Here is a 15252-nt window from a genome sequence, read left to right on the forward strand (position 1 = left end):
CTCCTTTTTATGATAATAATTTAGCAAAGTTTTTTGGCATGCTACTAGGCCAATGAATTTGCCGTTGTTCTTGGTGCAAAATTCCTTGCTGATCTAACCAAGCCGAAAACTCAGGGGCAGGTTTTAATCCCATTAACTGACGTAAATATAATGCATCATGAAAAGATGTGGTTTGATAATTCAACATCACATCATCCGAACCTGGAATTCCCATGATAAAGTTAATTCCCGCAGCGCCAAACAAGGTGAGTAGTACGTCCATGTCATTTTGATCTGCATCAGCATGGTTGGTATAACAAATATCACAACCCATAGGTACACCCAGTAATTTGCCACAGAAGTGATCTTCTAATCCAGCACGAATAATCTGCTTACCATCATACAAATACTCTGGTCCAATAAACCCGACCACAGTATTAACCAATAATGGATTGTATTTACGTGCGACTGCATAGGCTCGCGCTTCGATAGTTTGCTGGTCAACACCATGATGTGCGTTACTGGATAAAGCACTGCCTTGTCCAGTCTCAAAGTACATCACATTTTGACCAATTGTGCCTCGATTGAGTGCTAAAGTGGCCTCATAACCTTCCTGAAGTAAATCTAAAGTAACTCCAAAACCTTCATTAGCCAGTTGCGTACCCGCAATAGATTGGAACATCAAATCAATTGGAATATTACGTTCTGCAAGTTGAATCCCTGAACTGATATGGGTTAACACGCAAGATTGCGTCGGAATTTCATATTCTTGAATAATATGGTCAAGTAACTTTAACAACTCTGACAAATTATGGAGATTGTCTGTGGCAGGATTAATCCCAATGACAGCATCACCATTGCCATACATCAGACCATCCAATAAGCTGGCTGAAATACCCAATATATCATCCGTTGGATGATTCGGTTGCAAACGAGTAGATAAATGACCTTTTAAACCAATTGTATTACGAAATTGGGTGACCACTTCGCATTTACTCGCAACCAGAATTAAATCTTGATTACGCATAATTTTACTCACAGCAGCAACCATTTCAGGGGTTAAACCCTTAGCTAAATTGGTCAATTTTTCGGAAGTTGCATCTTCACTCAGCAACCAATTTCGAAAATCACCCACAGTAAAGTGTGAAATCGGTGCAAATAAATCATCACAATGTTCATCAATAATTAAACGCGTAATATCATCTTTGTCATAGTCAATAACCGTTTCATTTAAAAAATTTTTTAAAGGGACTTCTGCCAAGGCCATCTGCGCTGCCACACGTTCTGTTGCATTACTGGCAGCAACACCAGCCAATTCATCTCCAGAACGTAATGGCGTTGCCTTTGCCATTAGGGTTTTTAAATCTTGGAAAATATATTGTTGCTGAGCAACGCTATAACGATAACTCATAATTATAATTCCTGTTCTGCTGCCTTAATGCTGGCAAATTCTGCTTCAGGTGTACCTGAAATCAGATGATGACGACTATAAACAAGAAAATAAACAATGAAGACCACATAAATACCCAAAGCAATAAACCAGACTTTAGGATCGACAAGAAAACCTGCAACCACCGCGACAATTGATAAGATCAACGCAATACTTGAGGTAAAAATACCACCTGGTGTTCGATATGGACGATATACATCAGGCTGTGAAATACGTAATTTGATATGTGCCATCATCATTAAAACATAAGAAATCGTCGCACCAAATACCGCAATCAAAATCAGTAAGTCACCCTGTTTAGTCAATGATAATATGAAGCCAATAATCCCTGGAATAATCACGGCTAAATACGGCGATTTATTTTTGTTGGTCAGCGACAATGATGTTGGCAAATAACCCGCACGAGAGAGGGCAAAAATTTGACGCGAATATGCATAGATAATCGAGAAGAAACTTGCGATTAAGCCTGCCAAACCAACAAAATTTACAAAGTTTGCTAACATGCCATGCCCATATACTTTAACCAAGGCATCCACCAAAGGGGCACCTGAATCTTTGAGTACACTTGCACCTGCGGCACCCGCACTCAGTATTAAAATTAAAATGGCGAAAGCAGCCAAAATCAACATTGCACCCATCAAACCGCGTGGTAAAGATTGTGCTGGATCTTTTGCCTCTTCCGCGGCCAAAGGAACGCCTTCCACTGCAAGGAAGAACCAAATTGCGTACGGAACTGCTGCCCAGATTCCTATATAACCTTGTGGTAAAAAACTACTCGCGCCTGCTTTAGCTAAATCTGGTGCAATATCAAATAAATTGGCGCTGTTAAAGTGAGGAACCATCGCGACAAGGAAAACCACAACTGCAACAACAGCAATAGCTGTGATCACAAACATGATTTTAAGTGCTTCACCTGCACCTTTTAAGTGAATTCCCATAAAGACCAAATAACAGATTAAATAAATTAGCCATCCGCCCACTCCAAATAATGATTCGCAATATGCACCAATAAAGGTCGCGATTGCTGCCGGAGCGATGGCGTATTCGATCAGAATCGCTGTTCCTGTTAAATAGCCTCCAAATGGTCCAAAAGCCATACGCGCAAAACTGTATCCACCGCCTGCTGTAGGAAGCATAGTCGACATTTCTGACATTGAAAGGCATAAACATAGATACATAATCGCAGCAAAAATGACAGCGACAAACATACCGCCCCAACCACCTTGTGCAATACCAAAGTTCCATCCAGCAAAGTCACCTGAAATCACATAGGCAACCCCTAAACCGACCAATAGTAGCCAGCCAACTGCGCCCTTTTTTAATTCTCGTTGAGCAAAATATTCTTTGGAATCTTCTGTTTTTACGATAGTTGATTGTTCATTTCGAGCGTCCATCATCGTACCTTTAAATTTGCCTTTTTTTGTATAAGCAAAAAAAGTGCCTTTCCTTGGATGACGTCAATATTTTTTGTTCAATCCTATGAACATAACGCCTTCTTAGTCGTATAAAACTGCTTTTAGATAAATCTATCAAACAAAGGTAGGAGAAAAGTTGAATAGCTTATAATAGGAAATCGAAAAATTTATGAAAAATGAATAATTAAAAGAAAAGTAATGAAATTAATATATTTTTTTACTTTGTTATTTGTTTGTTTAATTTAAGATATTATTTAGTATATATGCATAAATGGATTATGTGATGCATTCAAAACCACATGCTAAAAAAACAAGAATCAAAAAAGAAAAATTAAACTCCACTCAACCAAACTCAATTTTCCAACAAGCTTTACAATCCGCACTGATTCAATGTCAGCAGGATTTACTCAACACGGCCCACCTAGCATCTGTCGTGGTACAGATCAAGGATATGCAAAAAAAATCAACTCTGGTGTTCAGCCAATACAGATCAATTCGCAGGATTCCAGCAAGATCAAGATTTAAAAACAAAGCCAGATCAGTATATTTATAGTGCACCTATTCTTGATTTAACATCAGGGGAAGCATGTGGTGAAGTAGTTTTATTTCACAGCTTAAATCAAGCAAATATTTTTGGACAATTGGCCGTTACACAATGCGCTGAGATCATTGCACAAAAATTATATGCACAACCCTTCAATCATTTAACCATCCATGCATTTTCAGTACCACAGAAAATAATAATCAATGATCAATCAATTCTTTTAACACCTCGGCAGTTTGAAATCATATGTATTTTGATTCTGAATCCTATGGGCTTGACCCTAAAGCTACTACATATTTATCTCTATAGTGATGAACAAATCAGCTTAAATACACTTAAATCTGAGATTTCATATTTAAAAAATAAGGTGGGCGAATTAATTTGTGCAAGGACCTATCAGATACAGGCAGAAATTCACGCAGATTTTAAAGAGTTGGAAGAAGCTGTCGATGCGGATTATCTTGATACAGTGAAACAATTGTATCAAGGTGGTTCATTCATTAAAACCAAAAGTCCTTTACTAAACAATTGGCAACAAATTCTAAGTTTGAGAATCAATAATCTACTTATATAAAGAACCTTGGCTTGCGATTGATTAATACTTATCGCAGTATGTCATTCTCAAAATCCGATTTGTCAGATCCCTCTTTAAAAATAATGTACAAAGCCTAAACCAATTTTTTGCCAATCGAGTTGGTTTTGTTGTTGGTATTCCCAATTGACGTTTAATGAATTTTGACGATTGAGTGAATATTGCAGTGTGCTCTGGATCCGTAAATTCCACTTACTTGAATCTTGCCAATAAGGTAATTCAACTTGAACAATACTGTTTAAACGATCTGACCATACATTTTGACAGCCCAGTGTTGGTCCTAGACCAACACGCCAGCCTTTATCCAATGAAGTACCTGCTTGAAGCTGTGTTTGCAGCTCTGCATAACAAAGATGCTTACGATCATCATCTGCAAGAGTATAACCAGATTGGGCTTTTGCACTGACCACCCCATGTTGTTGCTGATCGCTGAATTGTCCATTTTGAATGGCTTCCTGCTGCCAGCCCAAAGTAAAACCCCAGGTGATTGGCATTTTAAATGGGGTGATGGGGTTATAAGAGTTTACCGTTAATAAATCAAGATGTTCCAATTTCAGTCGATCATCACGCCATTGCGCGGCACCATCTAGAAACATCAATTGTGTGCCTGTACGGAAGCCGCCCTGCGGATCTTTTAGTTCGTGATAGGCCTGACGATGACCAATTTGTACATATTTTTCACCTTGAACCTCACCCGCTTCCATGGACCACTTACGCGAATCATGTCCATTGACTGGATCAACTTTCGGACGTACAGGTGCTAAACGTTGTTTCTCTATAGGAATTTGACTACGTAAGCCTAAGAGTTGTCTAAAGCGCGGTTGGGTAAAACTTGCATCGACCTGACGAGCAACAAATTGTAAATATAAATCGTCATAGGCCATTTCTAATATTTTTGCGCGATCTTGATCATCGTAATTAATTAAAGCCTCTTGCATCTGCTGCGGTTCTAACACCGTAATTGCATGGGCTTTTTTTGCCAAAGCATGACCATGTTGTTTGGCCTGCGAATTTAATTGTGTTTCTAACGCTGGACGATATACCGCTTCTCGTACTAATCCCTGTTGCTCTACGGCTTTAATGGTTTCAATCGGGATCGCTGCATACGTAAATTGCTTGCGTAAATTCGAGCTTGGGCGGACTAAATCAATCAATCCCAATAAACGATAGGCACAATTATCACTGACAAAATAATAAGGAAAACTGACTTTTTGCATTTCCCAAATGTGTTTTACCAAAAATGCAGTCTCTTCAGGATCTAAATTCAGTTCATACTCCCAAAGATCACGGCTTTCAAAATCACCATACTCTTTCACTTTGCGATAATAAGGCATTAAAGAGTATTCACCAGGATATTTGCCAACCACCCCTTTCCATGCATAAGACCAATTATCATCACTGTTTACTGTGGCTGCGTAATTCACTGCATAAGAGACTAAATTGAGCTGCTTTTGATCTTTAGGATCAAGACGTAGCAAAGTATGCCCAAACATTGAGCTTGGATTACCCATAAAATCAGTCGCATAAATCAACGTCACTTGATAAGGTTTGATCTGTGCATACCATTGATCAAATTCAGGACAAGATACAACTGGTAATTGTTGTTGTGAAATATTCAATTGTTGCATCAGCCATTGGCTACGCGCAGGAAATTTACAACGAATAGATTGATTGACATCGGCGAGTTGAAACAGTGCAGTGATATCCGCATTCATTTCATTTTGAATATTCTGACGGCCATCTTGAGCAAAAAAATAACCCGAATAACTAACTTCACTTTGATTTACATTTTTGACAGAGGCATCTTCTGCATAAAGTAAACGTTTCCATGTGATATTGCTGGCTAGTCGTTTTTGTTGTGCCAGTTTTAATGCATTTTCTAATACATGCGATTTCTCTAAAGATGATTCTGCATGCAAATGAGTTGTAAAAAATGAACTGAGTAAGCTTAAGCTAAATACTAAATATTTCATTCAATCATCAATTTATATAGATATATTATAAAACTGTGCAATTAAAAAATGTCGGTTCAATACAGGAGTTAACTTAAGATTTACTCATGCAAAATTCATTTCTCAATAATGGGTATTCGATAAAATTTAAATAAAAAAACCCTGCAACAAGGCAGGGTTTTGGCGCATTAAACGTATGCTTTTAACACTTCGTCTTTTGCCATCACTTGCTGAAGTGATGCTAATACTTGTAGAGAATTTTGATTTTCTGCTGAATAGATACTGGCAAAGTTTGACTTCGCCACAGCATTGAAACGTGCTTTATCTGCATCTTTAACATTTAATAATGAAGCAAGTACATTTAGGCTTTCACCTTGTCCTACAGCCATATCACGTGCAAGAGATTCTGAGTTTTCATTGGTAAATGTCACGACTTGAGCAGTTACTTTGCCATTACCATTACATCCTAAAGTACCAAATGTAATACCTAATAATTGGTTAGTGAAAAGACCATTAGTGGTTGCCGCTAAAATCTTAGGTACTTTTCCAGACTGACCAGCCCAAACTTGCGAGCCGACACCACAACCCACATCTGGATCAGCCATAGCAACACTTGAACCCGCAGCCAATACAGCAGCTAAAGCGATTTTTTTTAACATATAATTCTCCAGAATTTTCATATGCATTGTTTTAATTCAACATATGTAAATTGTTATTTTCCATTATGTGTAAGTTTGATTACACCTATTTAGATTTATCACATAAATTCAGATATGCAAATCTAAATGTGACAATTACGAAATTATTTATTGTACTTTTTTAGTGACCATTCACCTTCTTTATTACGTACTCCAAGAATTTTAAGGACCAAAACTAGACTTAAAAGTAAGAGTAAATACCAAGAGCCTAGCTTCCCCCATCCCACCATATGCCATGCATCTACTTGACTTGGGTACAACCAAATTTTATTAAAAGTGCTAATATTTTCAGCAACCCAAATTAAAAATGCCAAAACGACCAGTACTGGTAACATCGGAAGCTGAAATTCATGTTGCTGTAACTTAAAACGAACTTTTGTTTTCCAAAAAATTACCACACTCCAAATAAATAGTGCATTTCGAAAATCTGGAATAAAAAATTTGCTCATAAAATTGAGATAAGACAAAACTGCTAGACACAACATATTGGCAAAATTGGGCAAATTTAAAAAAGAAACCTGATACAAACGTAAAGAACGGGCAAAAAAACTGCCAACTGCAGAATACATGAATCCTGCAAATAAAGGCACAGTCAAAAGTTTAAAAACGGCAGGTTGTGGATATTGCCAAGAAGCAATCTGTGGGTGGGTTAAAAAAATTTCCATACCCATAGCCATAATATGAAATAAAGCAATGACTTTGGCTTCTGCCCAAGATTCAAGTTTTAAAAACAATAAACAGGCTTGAATGATCAGCGCATATAATAATAAATAGTCATAACGGAATAAACCATAAAATTCATGGCTGCCCATATTCGCCGTAGTAATAAATGCAATCAACAATAAAATACCAAATAAGGCAGCCGATGCTGCCTTAAGTAGAAATTCAAATAATGATTTAAAATAGATCATAAATACATTTACAACAATAAGTTAACCTAAATATTTGGCACTGTATTGGTGTACAGTATCAATAAATGCTTTGGGTTTTTCAGGATCAACCCACTGCGTAATTCCATGACCTAAGTTGGCAATATAACCTGTTTTCTCTCCATTAGCATAAGCATCATCAAGCATAGCTTTGGTTGCTTTTTCAATAGAATCAGCTGAACCATACAAGGTTGCTGGATCTAAGTTCCCTTGTAATGCTGCACGTCCATTAACTGTTTGACGAGCCACGTTTATTGGCGTAGTCCAATCTAAGCCAAATCCATCTGCACCAGTTGCAATCATTGGCTCTAACCATTGACCACCACCTTTGGTAAATAAGATCACAGGCACTTTACGTCCTTCATGCTCTCGTTTTAACCCAGCAACAATTTTCTGCATATATTTGAGCGAAAATTCTAGATATTCACGGTGCGCCAATGCGCCACCCCAACTATCGAAAATTTGTACGGCTTGAGCACCCGCCTCAATTTGGGCATTTAAATAGTCAATTACAGCATCGGCTAAACGATCTAATAAAGCATGTAAAACTTCAGGTTGTGCATACATCATGTGTTTCGTAAAACGGAAGTCTTTGCTTGAACCGCCTTCCACCATGTATGTTGCCAAGGTCCATGGACTACCTGAAAAACCAATCAAAGGCACTTGACCAGCCAAAGCTGAACGAATGGTTGAAACAGCGTTCATTACATAAGCCAGATCAGATTTGGCATTGAATTTCGGTAAATTAGCCACATCTTGTTCTGTACGAACTGTTTTATGGAATTTAGGACCTTCTCCAGTTTCAAAATAAAGTCCTAAACCTAAAGCATCGGGAACAGTCAAAATGTCTGAAAATAGAATTGCAGCATCAAGCTCATAACGGCGCAAAGGTTGTAAAGTCACTTCACAAGCAAATTCTGTATTTTTACAAAGAGAAAGAAAATCACCTGCTTTCGCACGTGTTTCACGATATTCTGGTAAATAACGCCCAGCCTGACGCATCATCCAAACTGGAGTCGTATCTACAGGTTCACGCAATAAGGCACGTAGAAAACGATCATTTTTTAAGGTCGTCATTTACTTTCCCAATCAAAAATTAAATTCGCCCCATCATAGCAAAAAGGTTTGCTCCATAACCATTTCTAGAAAATTTTTCTCAACAAAGTTTAGGGTCTGTTGATATTTCATAAATGGCTTGCGTTGTAGATTAAAATTGAGCATGAGACGTATACGTCGTAAAGCATGAAGAGAATAGCGAGACTATTTTCGAGTTTCATAACGAAGGCTGAGATAAATTTAGCCACTACCCTAAGCAAGAACAAAGCACTGCTTTGTTTGCAGCGCAAGGCGCAGCAGAGGGCTAGCGTGTTTTTTGACGCTACGTCGTTACCTTGCGAAACAATGTTCCTCATCACTTAGAATGACTAAATTTCATACTCCGCTCCTAGTATCGCCTAAAAAATACACGTAGTCGCAAACGTAGACGAATTGTCAACTGACCCGATTTGATTACTTAGATTTAAATTCCCACGGGTATACGAAAATAAAACAAAACTTGCAGACTAGGAAAATGTCTATAGAAAAAAATGATTAACACAAAACAAATACTGCAACACCTTATAATTTCTGCAATACTTACACAGATTTTTAGTTATAAATTATGAATAATTCTTAAGGTTGATCTACATGTTCGTTCGCTCAATTCTTGCTTTGAGTTTAAGCTGTTTATTAACAGGTACAGCTTTTGCTGCATCTACAGCTGAGCAACCTCTAACGCCTAAAAAAGTTGCTGCTCCTGTTGAAGATCCTATTGATCCACTTGCTATTGATGATTCTGCTTCAAGTGTAGAAACACAGATAAGTCAGCAAGAGCAACAAGACTTAGACAAAGCTGCAAATACGCTACAAAATTTAGAAAAAACTGAGGATAAAAACTCAGGTACCGCTATCTCTCCATCTTCACCACAGACCACGACTGCAAAAACGGCAAGCAATCCTAATGCACCTAAAGCGTCATGGACTTTAGATGGAATAAACAATGCACAATGGTACGAAAATATTGGTAAGGGTCAATTCCCTGTCTATGCCCGTGCCCATGTCATGTTAAATAATGCCCATGCTTCACCTGGTGCCATTGATGGTTCAAGCGGTATGAATACGCTTAAAGCAATCGCTTCATTCCAACAAATGAATGGTATTAAACCTACTGGTGAATTGACTCAAGAAACTTGGGATGCTTTAGTTTCTCAACAAGGCAATAAGCCTGCTTTTGTGGAATATACGATAACAGCTGAAGACCTAAAAGGTCCTTATGCAAAATCGATTCCTCATGATTATGCATTACAAGCAAAAATGCCAGGCCTGTATTACACTCGTGTAACAGAAATGCTAGGTGAAAAATTTCACATGGACGAAGAGTTTTTAAAGAAACTGAATCCTAAAGCGACATTTAATAAAGTTGGTGAAAAAATCGTTGTGACGAATATTCGCAATGAATTACCTGAAAATATTCATTTGATTGTCGCGCACAAAGGTGCGAAGCAATTATATTTGTTTAATGCACAAAACCAAATGGTTGGCTCTTTCCCTGCAACAATTGGTAGTTCTGATACACCATCTCCAAAAGGAACTTATAAAGTTACTGGAGTTGCACGAAACCCATGGTATAGCTATTCACCTAGTAACTTTGTACAAGGTAAAAACTTAAAACCATTATCATTACCACCTGGTCCAAATGCTCCTGTAGGGAATATCTGGATTGGATTGAGCAAAAAATCATTTGGTATTCATGGTACACCAAATCCATCTGCAATTTCGAAAACAGCTTCACATGGTTGTATTCGTTTGACCAACTGGGATGCCAATGACTTAGGTAAAAAAGTTAAATCAGGTGTAACGGTTAAATTCTTAGAATAATCTTATACTTGATAAAATAAAAAACCAGTGTGCATACACTGGTTTTTTATTGCAAAGATAAAAATTTATCGTTCCAAAAATAAAACAATATGTTGCTTATTTGCTATTTCATCCCAATTACTTAAATATTAAAATTCATTCATGTTAAAAAATAAAGAATTGGAGATTTGAGATGAATACTTTTTTACATCACAGTGAAAACCGTGGTCATGTAAAAATGGGGTGGTTAGATACCAAACATAGTTTCTCTTTTGGTAGTTGGTATGACCCTAAATATATGGGTGTTGGTTCTTTACGTGTAATCAATGACGATACCATTGCAGCACATAAAGGTTTTGGTACTCACCCACATGACAACATGGAAATTTTGACTTGTGTGCTTAAAGGTACTATCTCACACAAAGACAGCATGGGAAATGAACGTCATATCCATGCGGGTGAATGGCAATTGATGAGTGCGGGTACAGGTGTACAACACAGTGAAATCAACCAAGGTGATGAAGCAGTTCATATGCTACAAATTTGGGTAATTCCAAATGTTCAAGATGCCGAACCGAATTATCAACAAATTGAACGTGATCCTAAAAAATCACCCAATGAATGGCAATTGATTGTTGGCCCAAATAACAATGCGCCAATGCATATTCGTCAAGATGCTGAAATTAAAGCGGCATATCTGGAAAAAGGTCATACCCTTGAAGTTAAAGCAACCCAAAAATTTAACTATGTACATGTAATCGATGGTGAGATTGATATTGCGGGTCAAGTCGTTAAAGCAGGTGATGGTTATTTATTTGACGAAGATTCGACACTCACTGCACATGAAGATAGCCAATTTATTTGGTTTGATTTAAACAGCTAATTCATATGCAATAAAAAACCTCCGCATGTATAGATGGAGGTTTTTTATGTCGAGCTTATTGAACAAGTTAGAAGCCGTGTTTAAGCACAAAAATCTTTTTTCTGATCTTTAATCAATGATAAAGCAGCATTCCAAGCAGCCTGAACAATCGGTTCAGCAGCATCACTTTCAAATTGCTTCACCGTATATTCGCATATTTGCTTACTCGGATAATGAAGTTTTGAGCTGCTCATGGCTTTAATCTGAACCTGACAAGCTCGCTCTAAAAAATAAATTTCATGAAATGCTCTTGCAATACTGTTTCCAGTGGCTAACAAACCATGATTGCGTAAAATCATGCAACGATAATTTCCCAAATCCTGAACCAAACGTTCTCTTTCAGCTGTAGAAAAAGCGATACCCTCATATTCATGATAAGCAATATTGTTATAAAATTTCAGCGCATGTTGTGACAAAGGCAATAAACCTTTTTCTTGTGCAGAAACAGCTATGCCATCCGCCGTATGGGTATGAATGACACAGTGAATATCATCTTTAGCATGATGTAAGGCAGAATGAATGACGAAGCCTGCAACATTGACCATTTTGCCTTGATCATAATCTGCCACAATATTCCCTTCATGATCAATTTTCACCAAATCTGAAGCTTTCATCTGATCAAATGTTACACCATAGCGGTTAATCAGAAAATGATCAGGCTCATGCGGGACACGTAAACTGATATGGGTATCTATCAAATCAGTCATTCTATAATGTGCAATTAAACGATAGAGTGCTGCCAACTGGCAACGCGCTTCCCATTCAGTCTTATCAATATACTTTGGGCGTTTCATCATAAAATCCTTTTTATTGCCTATGTATAAAACATCCATAGTTTTAGCGAGAGTTCAGCAAATAAACAAGTCTTAATTCGTGAATGAAGACTAAAAAATTATTTTTTGGGTTGCATAATATAAAAAATCCAAACCAATAATTGAATATTGATTTGGATTTAAATTATTAATTATTAATTATTAATTATTAATTATCATATTATTATTTATATTTATTAAATTATTATAATAAGTTTTTATTTTTTGTTTATTTTTATTAAAATAAAAATTAAATTATTATTTATTTTAATTCTTCATTATTATTATAAAACACCCTCATTATCTATTATAAAAAGTAGATTTAAATACTTAACTGATAAAGTAATTTCTTTCCTTTAAAAGTTAAATTCTTAATAAAAACAATATCTCTATTATCTAAGTAAGAAATAGCATCATCAATTTCAATGTAGTCTTCATCAATCAACCATGAAATATCCAATTCATTTAAATCAACCATACCGACTAAGTAAATAGTCTGTTTTTTATTTTGCCGATTTTGAATATTTTTTAAAATTTCGCGTATCTTAATCCAGTCTTTCATATTTTAAATCTCATCGTGCTTACAGGTTCTATTATATTTATTGGAGAATTAAATACTAGATAGAGAAATGCCCTGTGCGACAAAATTTGTCGCACAGGGCAGCACCCTAAAAAACCAAATATCTGTAAAAATTTCAGCCACCAATATGGATACGAATTTCCCCGATAATCGCTTTAAAATTGCAATACTAAAGCTTGAATTCATACCCTATATTCAATTCTCTTGCTTATAGTCAAACAAGGAAAAATCACCTATGCTGTAACGCTTTTTACAAACTCACTGCAAGCGTCGCAAATTTTTGTGCATGTGATTAATCTTTGCAAAATCTTGATTCCATACTTTCACTCAGGTACAAACTTTGCTCAAGGACATGCCGTATATCATCTCATTGTCCCTAACCTACTAAATGCCACACCGTTCACTATAAAATCTACTGTTCAATCACTTAAAATCTCAATCTGCGCCTTTAGCTTAAGAGGACTGCGATAAGGACTTTGCAGCATCACTTGATTCTAGCTTGATCTCATCGGGCTGTTTTTCTCTACGATTTAAAACTAGATTCAATAAAATTGCAGCCAAAGTTGCTGTACCAATTCCACCAAGATCAAATGAACCAATATGTACACTAAAATTACCTGCGCCCATGATCAAGCTGACCGCAGCAATAATTAAGCTACTGTTTTTAGTGAAATCAATTTTATTATCAATCCAAATCTTTGCACCAGCCACTGTGATTAAACCAAACACCACAATTGAGGCACCACCTAAAAGAGCAATAGGAATAGTACTAATCACAGCACCGAATTTAGGTGATAAGCCCAACAAAATTGCAAAGATCCCAGCGATTACGAAAACTGTGGTTGAATAAATTTTAGTGACGGCCATAACCCCAATATTTTCAGCATATGTGGTCATACCTGTTCCCCCAACAGAAGCCGACAAGCTGGTACATACCCCATCTGCAAAAAATGCACGACCCATATAAGGTGATAAATCACGACCCGTCATTGCAGATACAGCTTTAAAGTGACCTAAGTTTTCAGCGACCAGAATTATTGCTACTGGCGCAATTAACAACATGGCGTTTGCATTAAACGAGGGTGCAACAAAATGCGGGAGACCAAACCACGCCGCATTGCTAATGACTGCAAAATCGATCGCTTTGCCAAAGCCCATTAAATTGGCAAGGATAAAATATAGAACATATGCACACACCAACCCCAGTAAGAGCAATAAGCGACGCATCATGCCTCGGGTAAATACAGCAATCGCACTGATACAAAGGATTGTCAGAATTGCCATCCAAGTATCAAATGGGTTTGCAGAAACACTTTTAATGGTGACAGGTGCTAAGTTTAGACCAATAATCATCACGATTGCACCCGTAACAATCGGTGGCATCAACTTTTCAATCCAACCAGTTCCCGTCTTCATGACAATTAAACCAATTCCTGCATACACCAAACCACAAGCGATGGTCCCCCCTAAAGCCAAGGCAATATTTGGATTTGACCCCACACCTGCATAGCCCGTTGCAGCAGCGACAGCGCCAATAAATGCAAAACTAGATCCGAGGTAACTCGGCATTCTTCCACCCGTCATCAGGAAAAATAAAATCGTGCCGATACCCGTGATAAATATAGTCAAATTGGGATCAAAGCCCATCAGCAAAGGTGCGAGAACCGTTGCACCAAACATTGCAAATGCATGTTGCAAGCCCAAAACGATACTTTTTCCAACAGGTAAATATTCATCAATTTGCACAGGGTTTTGATCTAAATTACCTGTGTATGGTTTAAATGATGTAAACCATGGTTCTTTTGTCGCCATTTTCTAATTCCCCATATTTAGAGATCAACATACATTTTGAGGTTCACAATAACTGCGTTTGAAATATAGAAGCGCATTTAAACTTGGGTTGTGACGAATTGCTTTGACCCGACAAAACAATACATCATGACTACCGACCACCTGACTTGATACCACTTCACAATCAAATGAAATTAGGGCGTTATCTAACACCGGAGAACCTGTCACGAGTTCACTCCATTCACCTTGTGCAAATCTGTGTTGCATGGGTGTTTTGCCACCAAATAAATTAGACAATGCGGCTTGATTTGAACCTAATGTATTGACACACAAAACTTTATTTTCAGAAAAAACGCGATATACCGATGCGGCGCGATTAAGGCATACCAATAAGGTTGGAGGTGAATCCGTTACACTACACACTGCAGATGCGGTAAAACCTGCCTGTCCTGCATCACCTTTAGTAGTGATCACATTGACTGCTGCACCCAAATTAGACATACCTTGTCTAAAGATAGCTTGATCAATTTCTAAATGGACTTTAGTTTCACAAGGATTGGTAAATTCAATAATTTCACCACTAACTGTACTTTCCTGTTTGACCATTTGCATCATAACTCTCCCACCCCAATGCGCAAATGTTCATCGAGGTTAAAATTCATTTTTAAAAAAATGACTAAAACACATAGACAA

Annotated in this window: 14 protein-coding genes; 4 read left to right on the forward strand and 10 right to left on the reverse strand. The window is 37.3% G+C overall.

Going from position 1 to position 15252, the window contains the following annotated elements:
* Positions 1-7: 7 nt before the first annotated feature.
* Positions 8-1390, reverse strand: coding sequence for an ethanolamine ammonia-lyase subunit EutB (locus ACG916_RS12060; RefSeq protein WP_419327840.1), 1383 nt, complete (start codon positions 1388-1390; stop codon positions 8-10).
* Positions 1391-1392: 2 nt separating this feature from the next.
* Positions 1393-2823 carry an ethanolamine permease gene (gene eat, locus ACG916_RS12065; RefSeq protein WP_336954022.1) on the reverse strand — a complete coding sequence of 477 codons (1431 nt, stop codon included), beginning with the start codon at positions 2821-2823 and terminating at the stop codon, positions 1393-1395.
* Between the two features lie 304 nt (positions 2824-3127).
* Here eat and ACG916_RS12070 point away from each other — a divergent pair, with 304 nt between their 5' ends.
* Positions 3128-3397, forward strand: a complete 270-nt coding sequence (locus ACG916_RS12070) for a hypothetical protein (RefSeq protein ID WP_336954023.1) — start codon at positions 3128-3130, stop codon at positions 3395-3397.
* Between the two features lie 88 nt (positions 3398-3485).
* Positions 3486-3962: a response regulator transcription factor family protein gene (locus ACG916_RS12075; RefSeq protein WP_419327838.1), complete on the forward strand. Its 477-nt coding sequence runs from the start codon at positions 3486-3488 to the stop codon at positions 3960-3962.
* Positions 3963-4036: 74 nt separating this feature from the next.
* Here ACG916_RS12075 and ACG916_RS12080 read toward each other — a convergent pair whose 3' ends face one another.
* The 4 genes from ACG916_RS12080 to hemE form a co-directional block, all read right to left on the reverse strand.
* Entirely contained in the window at positions 4037-5953 is a 1917-nt protein-coding gene (locus ACG916_RS12080) for an Lnb N-terminal periplasmic domain-containing protein (RefSeq protein WP_419327837.1), read from the reverse strand.
* A 167-nt stretch (positions 5954-6120) separates the two neighbouring features.
* Positions 6121-6591 carry a DUF3015 family protein gene (locus ACG916_RS12085; protein ID WP_336954027.1) on the reverse strand — a complete coding sequence of 157 codons (471 nt, stop codon included), beginning with the start codon at positions 6589-6591 and terminating at the stop codon, positions 6121-6123.
* A 143-nt stretch (positions 6592-6734) separates the two neighbouring features.
* Positions 6735-7541, reverse strand: a complete 807-nt coding sequence (locus tag ACG916_RS12090; protein WP_419327836.1) for a DUF817 domain-containing protein — start codon at positions 7539-7541, stop codon at positions 6735-6737.
* Positions 7542-7562: 21 nt separating this feature from the next.
* Positions 7563-8636, reverse strand: coding sequence for a uroporphyrinogen decarboxylase (gene hemE / locus ACG916_RS12095; protein WP_336954030.1), 1074 nt, complete (start codon positions 8634-8636; stop codon positions 7563-7565).
* Between the two features lie 609 nt (positions 8637-9245).
* Between hemE and ACG916_RS12100 the strand changes: the two genes are divergently transcribed.
* Both ACG916_RS12100 and ACG916_RS12105 read left to right on the forward strand, forming a co-directional pair.
* Complete coding sequence (locus ACG916_RS12100; RefSeq protein WP_336954031.1) at positions 9246-10475, forward strand: L,D-transpeptidase family protein; 1230 nt, start codon at positions 9246-9248, stop codon at positions 10473-10475.
* Positions 10476-10647: 172 nt separating this feature from the next.
* Positions 10648-11337, forward strand: coding sequence for a pirin family protein (locus tag ACG916_RS12105; protein ID WP_336954032.1), 690 nt, complete (start codon positions 10648-10650; stop codon positions 11335-11337).
* Between the two features lie 80 nt (positions 11338-11417).
* Here ACG916_RS12105 and ACG916_RS12110 read toward each other — a convergent pair whose 3' ends face one another.
* From ACG916_RS12110 to rutF, 4 genes are all read right to left on the reverse strand, one after another.
* Complete coding sequence (locus ACG916_RS12110; RefSeq protein ID WP_336954033.1) at positions 11418-12170, reverse strand: class II aldolase/adducin family protein; 753 nt, start codon at positions 12168-12170, stop codon at positions 11418-11420.
* 340 nt (positions 12171-12510) lie between these two features.
* Complete coding sequence (locus ACG916_RS12115) at positions 12511-12750, reverse strand: hypothetical protein (RefSeq protein WP_336954034.1); 240 nt, start codon at positions 12748-12750, stop codon at positions 12511-12513.
* Positions 12751-13221: 471 nt separating this feature from the next.
* A complete protein-coding gene (rutG, locus tag ACG916_RS12120) occupies positions 13222-14580 on the reverse strand; it encodes a pyrimidine utilization transport protein G (protein WP_336954035.1) in 1359 nt (452 codons plus the stop codon).
* 24 nt (positions 14581-14604) lie between these two features.
* Complete coding sequence (gene rutF, locus ACG916_RS12125) at positions 14605-15174, reverse strand: NADH-dependent FMN reductase RutF (RefSeq protein ID WP_419327835.1); 570 nt, start codon at positions 15172-15174, stop codon at positions 14605-14607.
* Positions 15175-15252: the final 78 nt, after the last annotated feature.

The sequence above is a fragment of the Acinetobacter legionensis genome (assembly GCF_048552295.1).
GTDB lineage: Bacteria > Pseudomonadota > Gammaproteobacteria > Pseudomonadales > Moraxellaceae > Acinetobacter.

Bases quoted from the DNA above. Each gene is read 5' to 3' on its own strand.
- ACG916_RS12060 (WP_419327840.1), bottom strand. From the start codon at position 1,390: ATGAGTTATCGTTATAGCGTTGCTCAGCAACAATATATTTTCCAAGAT.
- eat (WP_336954022.1), bottom strand. From the start codon at position 2,823: ATGGACGCTCGAAATGAACAATCAACTATCGTAAAAACAGAAGATTCC.
- ACG916_RS12070 (WP_336954023.1), top strand. From the start codon at position 3,128: ATGCATTCAAAACCACATGCTAAAAAAACAAGAATCAAAAAAGAAAAA.
- ACG916_RS12080 (WP_419327837.1), bottom strand. From the start codon at position 5,953: ATGAAATATTTAGTATTTAGCTTAAGCTTACTCAGTTCATTTTTTACA.
- ACG916_RS12085 (WP_336954027.1), bottom strand. From the start codon at position 6,591: ATGTTAAAAAAAATCGCTTTAGCTGCTGTATTGGCTGCGGGTTCAAGT.
- ACG916_RS12090 (WP_419327836.1), bottom strand. From the start codon at position 7,541: ATGATCTATTTTAAATCATTATTTGAATTTCTACTTAAGGCAGCATCG.
- hemE (WP_336954030.1), bottom strand. From the start codon at position 8,636: ATGACGACCTTAAAAAATGATCGTTTTCTACGTGCCTTATTGCGTGAA.
- ACG916_RS12100 (WP_336954031.1), top strand. From the start codon at position 9,246: ATGTTCGTTCGCTCAATTCTTGCTTTGAGTTTAAGCTGTTTATTAACA.
- ACG916_RS12105 (WP_336954032.1), top strand. From the start codon at position 10,648: ATGAATACTTTTTTACATCACAGTGAAAACCGTGGTCATGTAAAAATG.
- ACG916_RS12110 (WP_336954033.1), bottom strand. From the start codon at position 12,170: ATGAAACGCCCAAAGTATATTGATAAGACTGAATGGGAAGCGCGTTGC.
- ACG916_RS12115 (WP_336954034.1), bottom strand. From the start codon at position 12,750: ATGAAAGACTGGATTAAGATACGCGAAATTTTAAAAAATATTCAAAAT.
- rutG (WP_336954035.1), bottom strand. From the start codon at position 14,580: ATGGCGACAAAAGAACCATGGTTTACATCATTTAAACCATACACAGGT.
- rutF (WP_419327835.1), bottom strand. From the start codon at position 15,174: ATGATGCAAATGGTCAAACAGGAAAGTACAGTTAGTGGTGAAATTATT.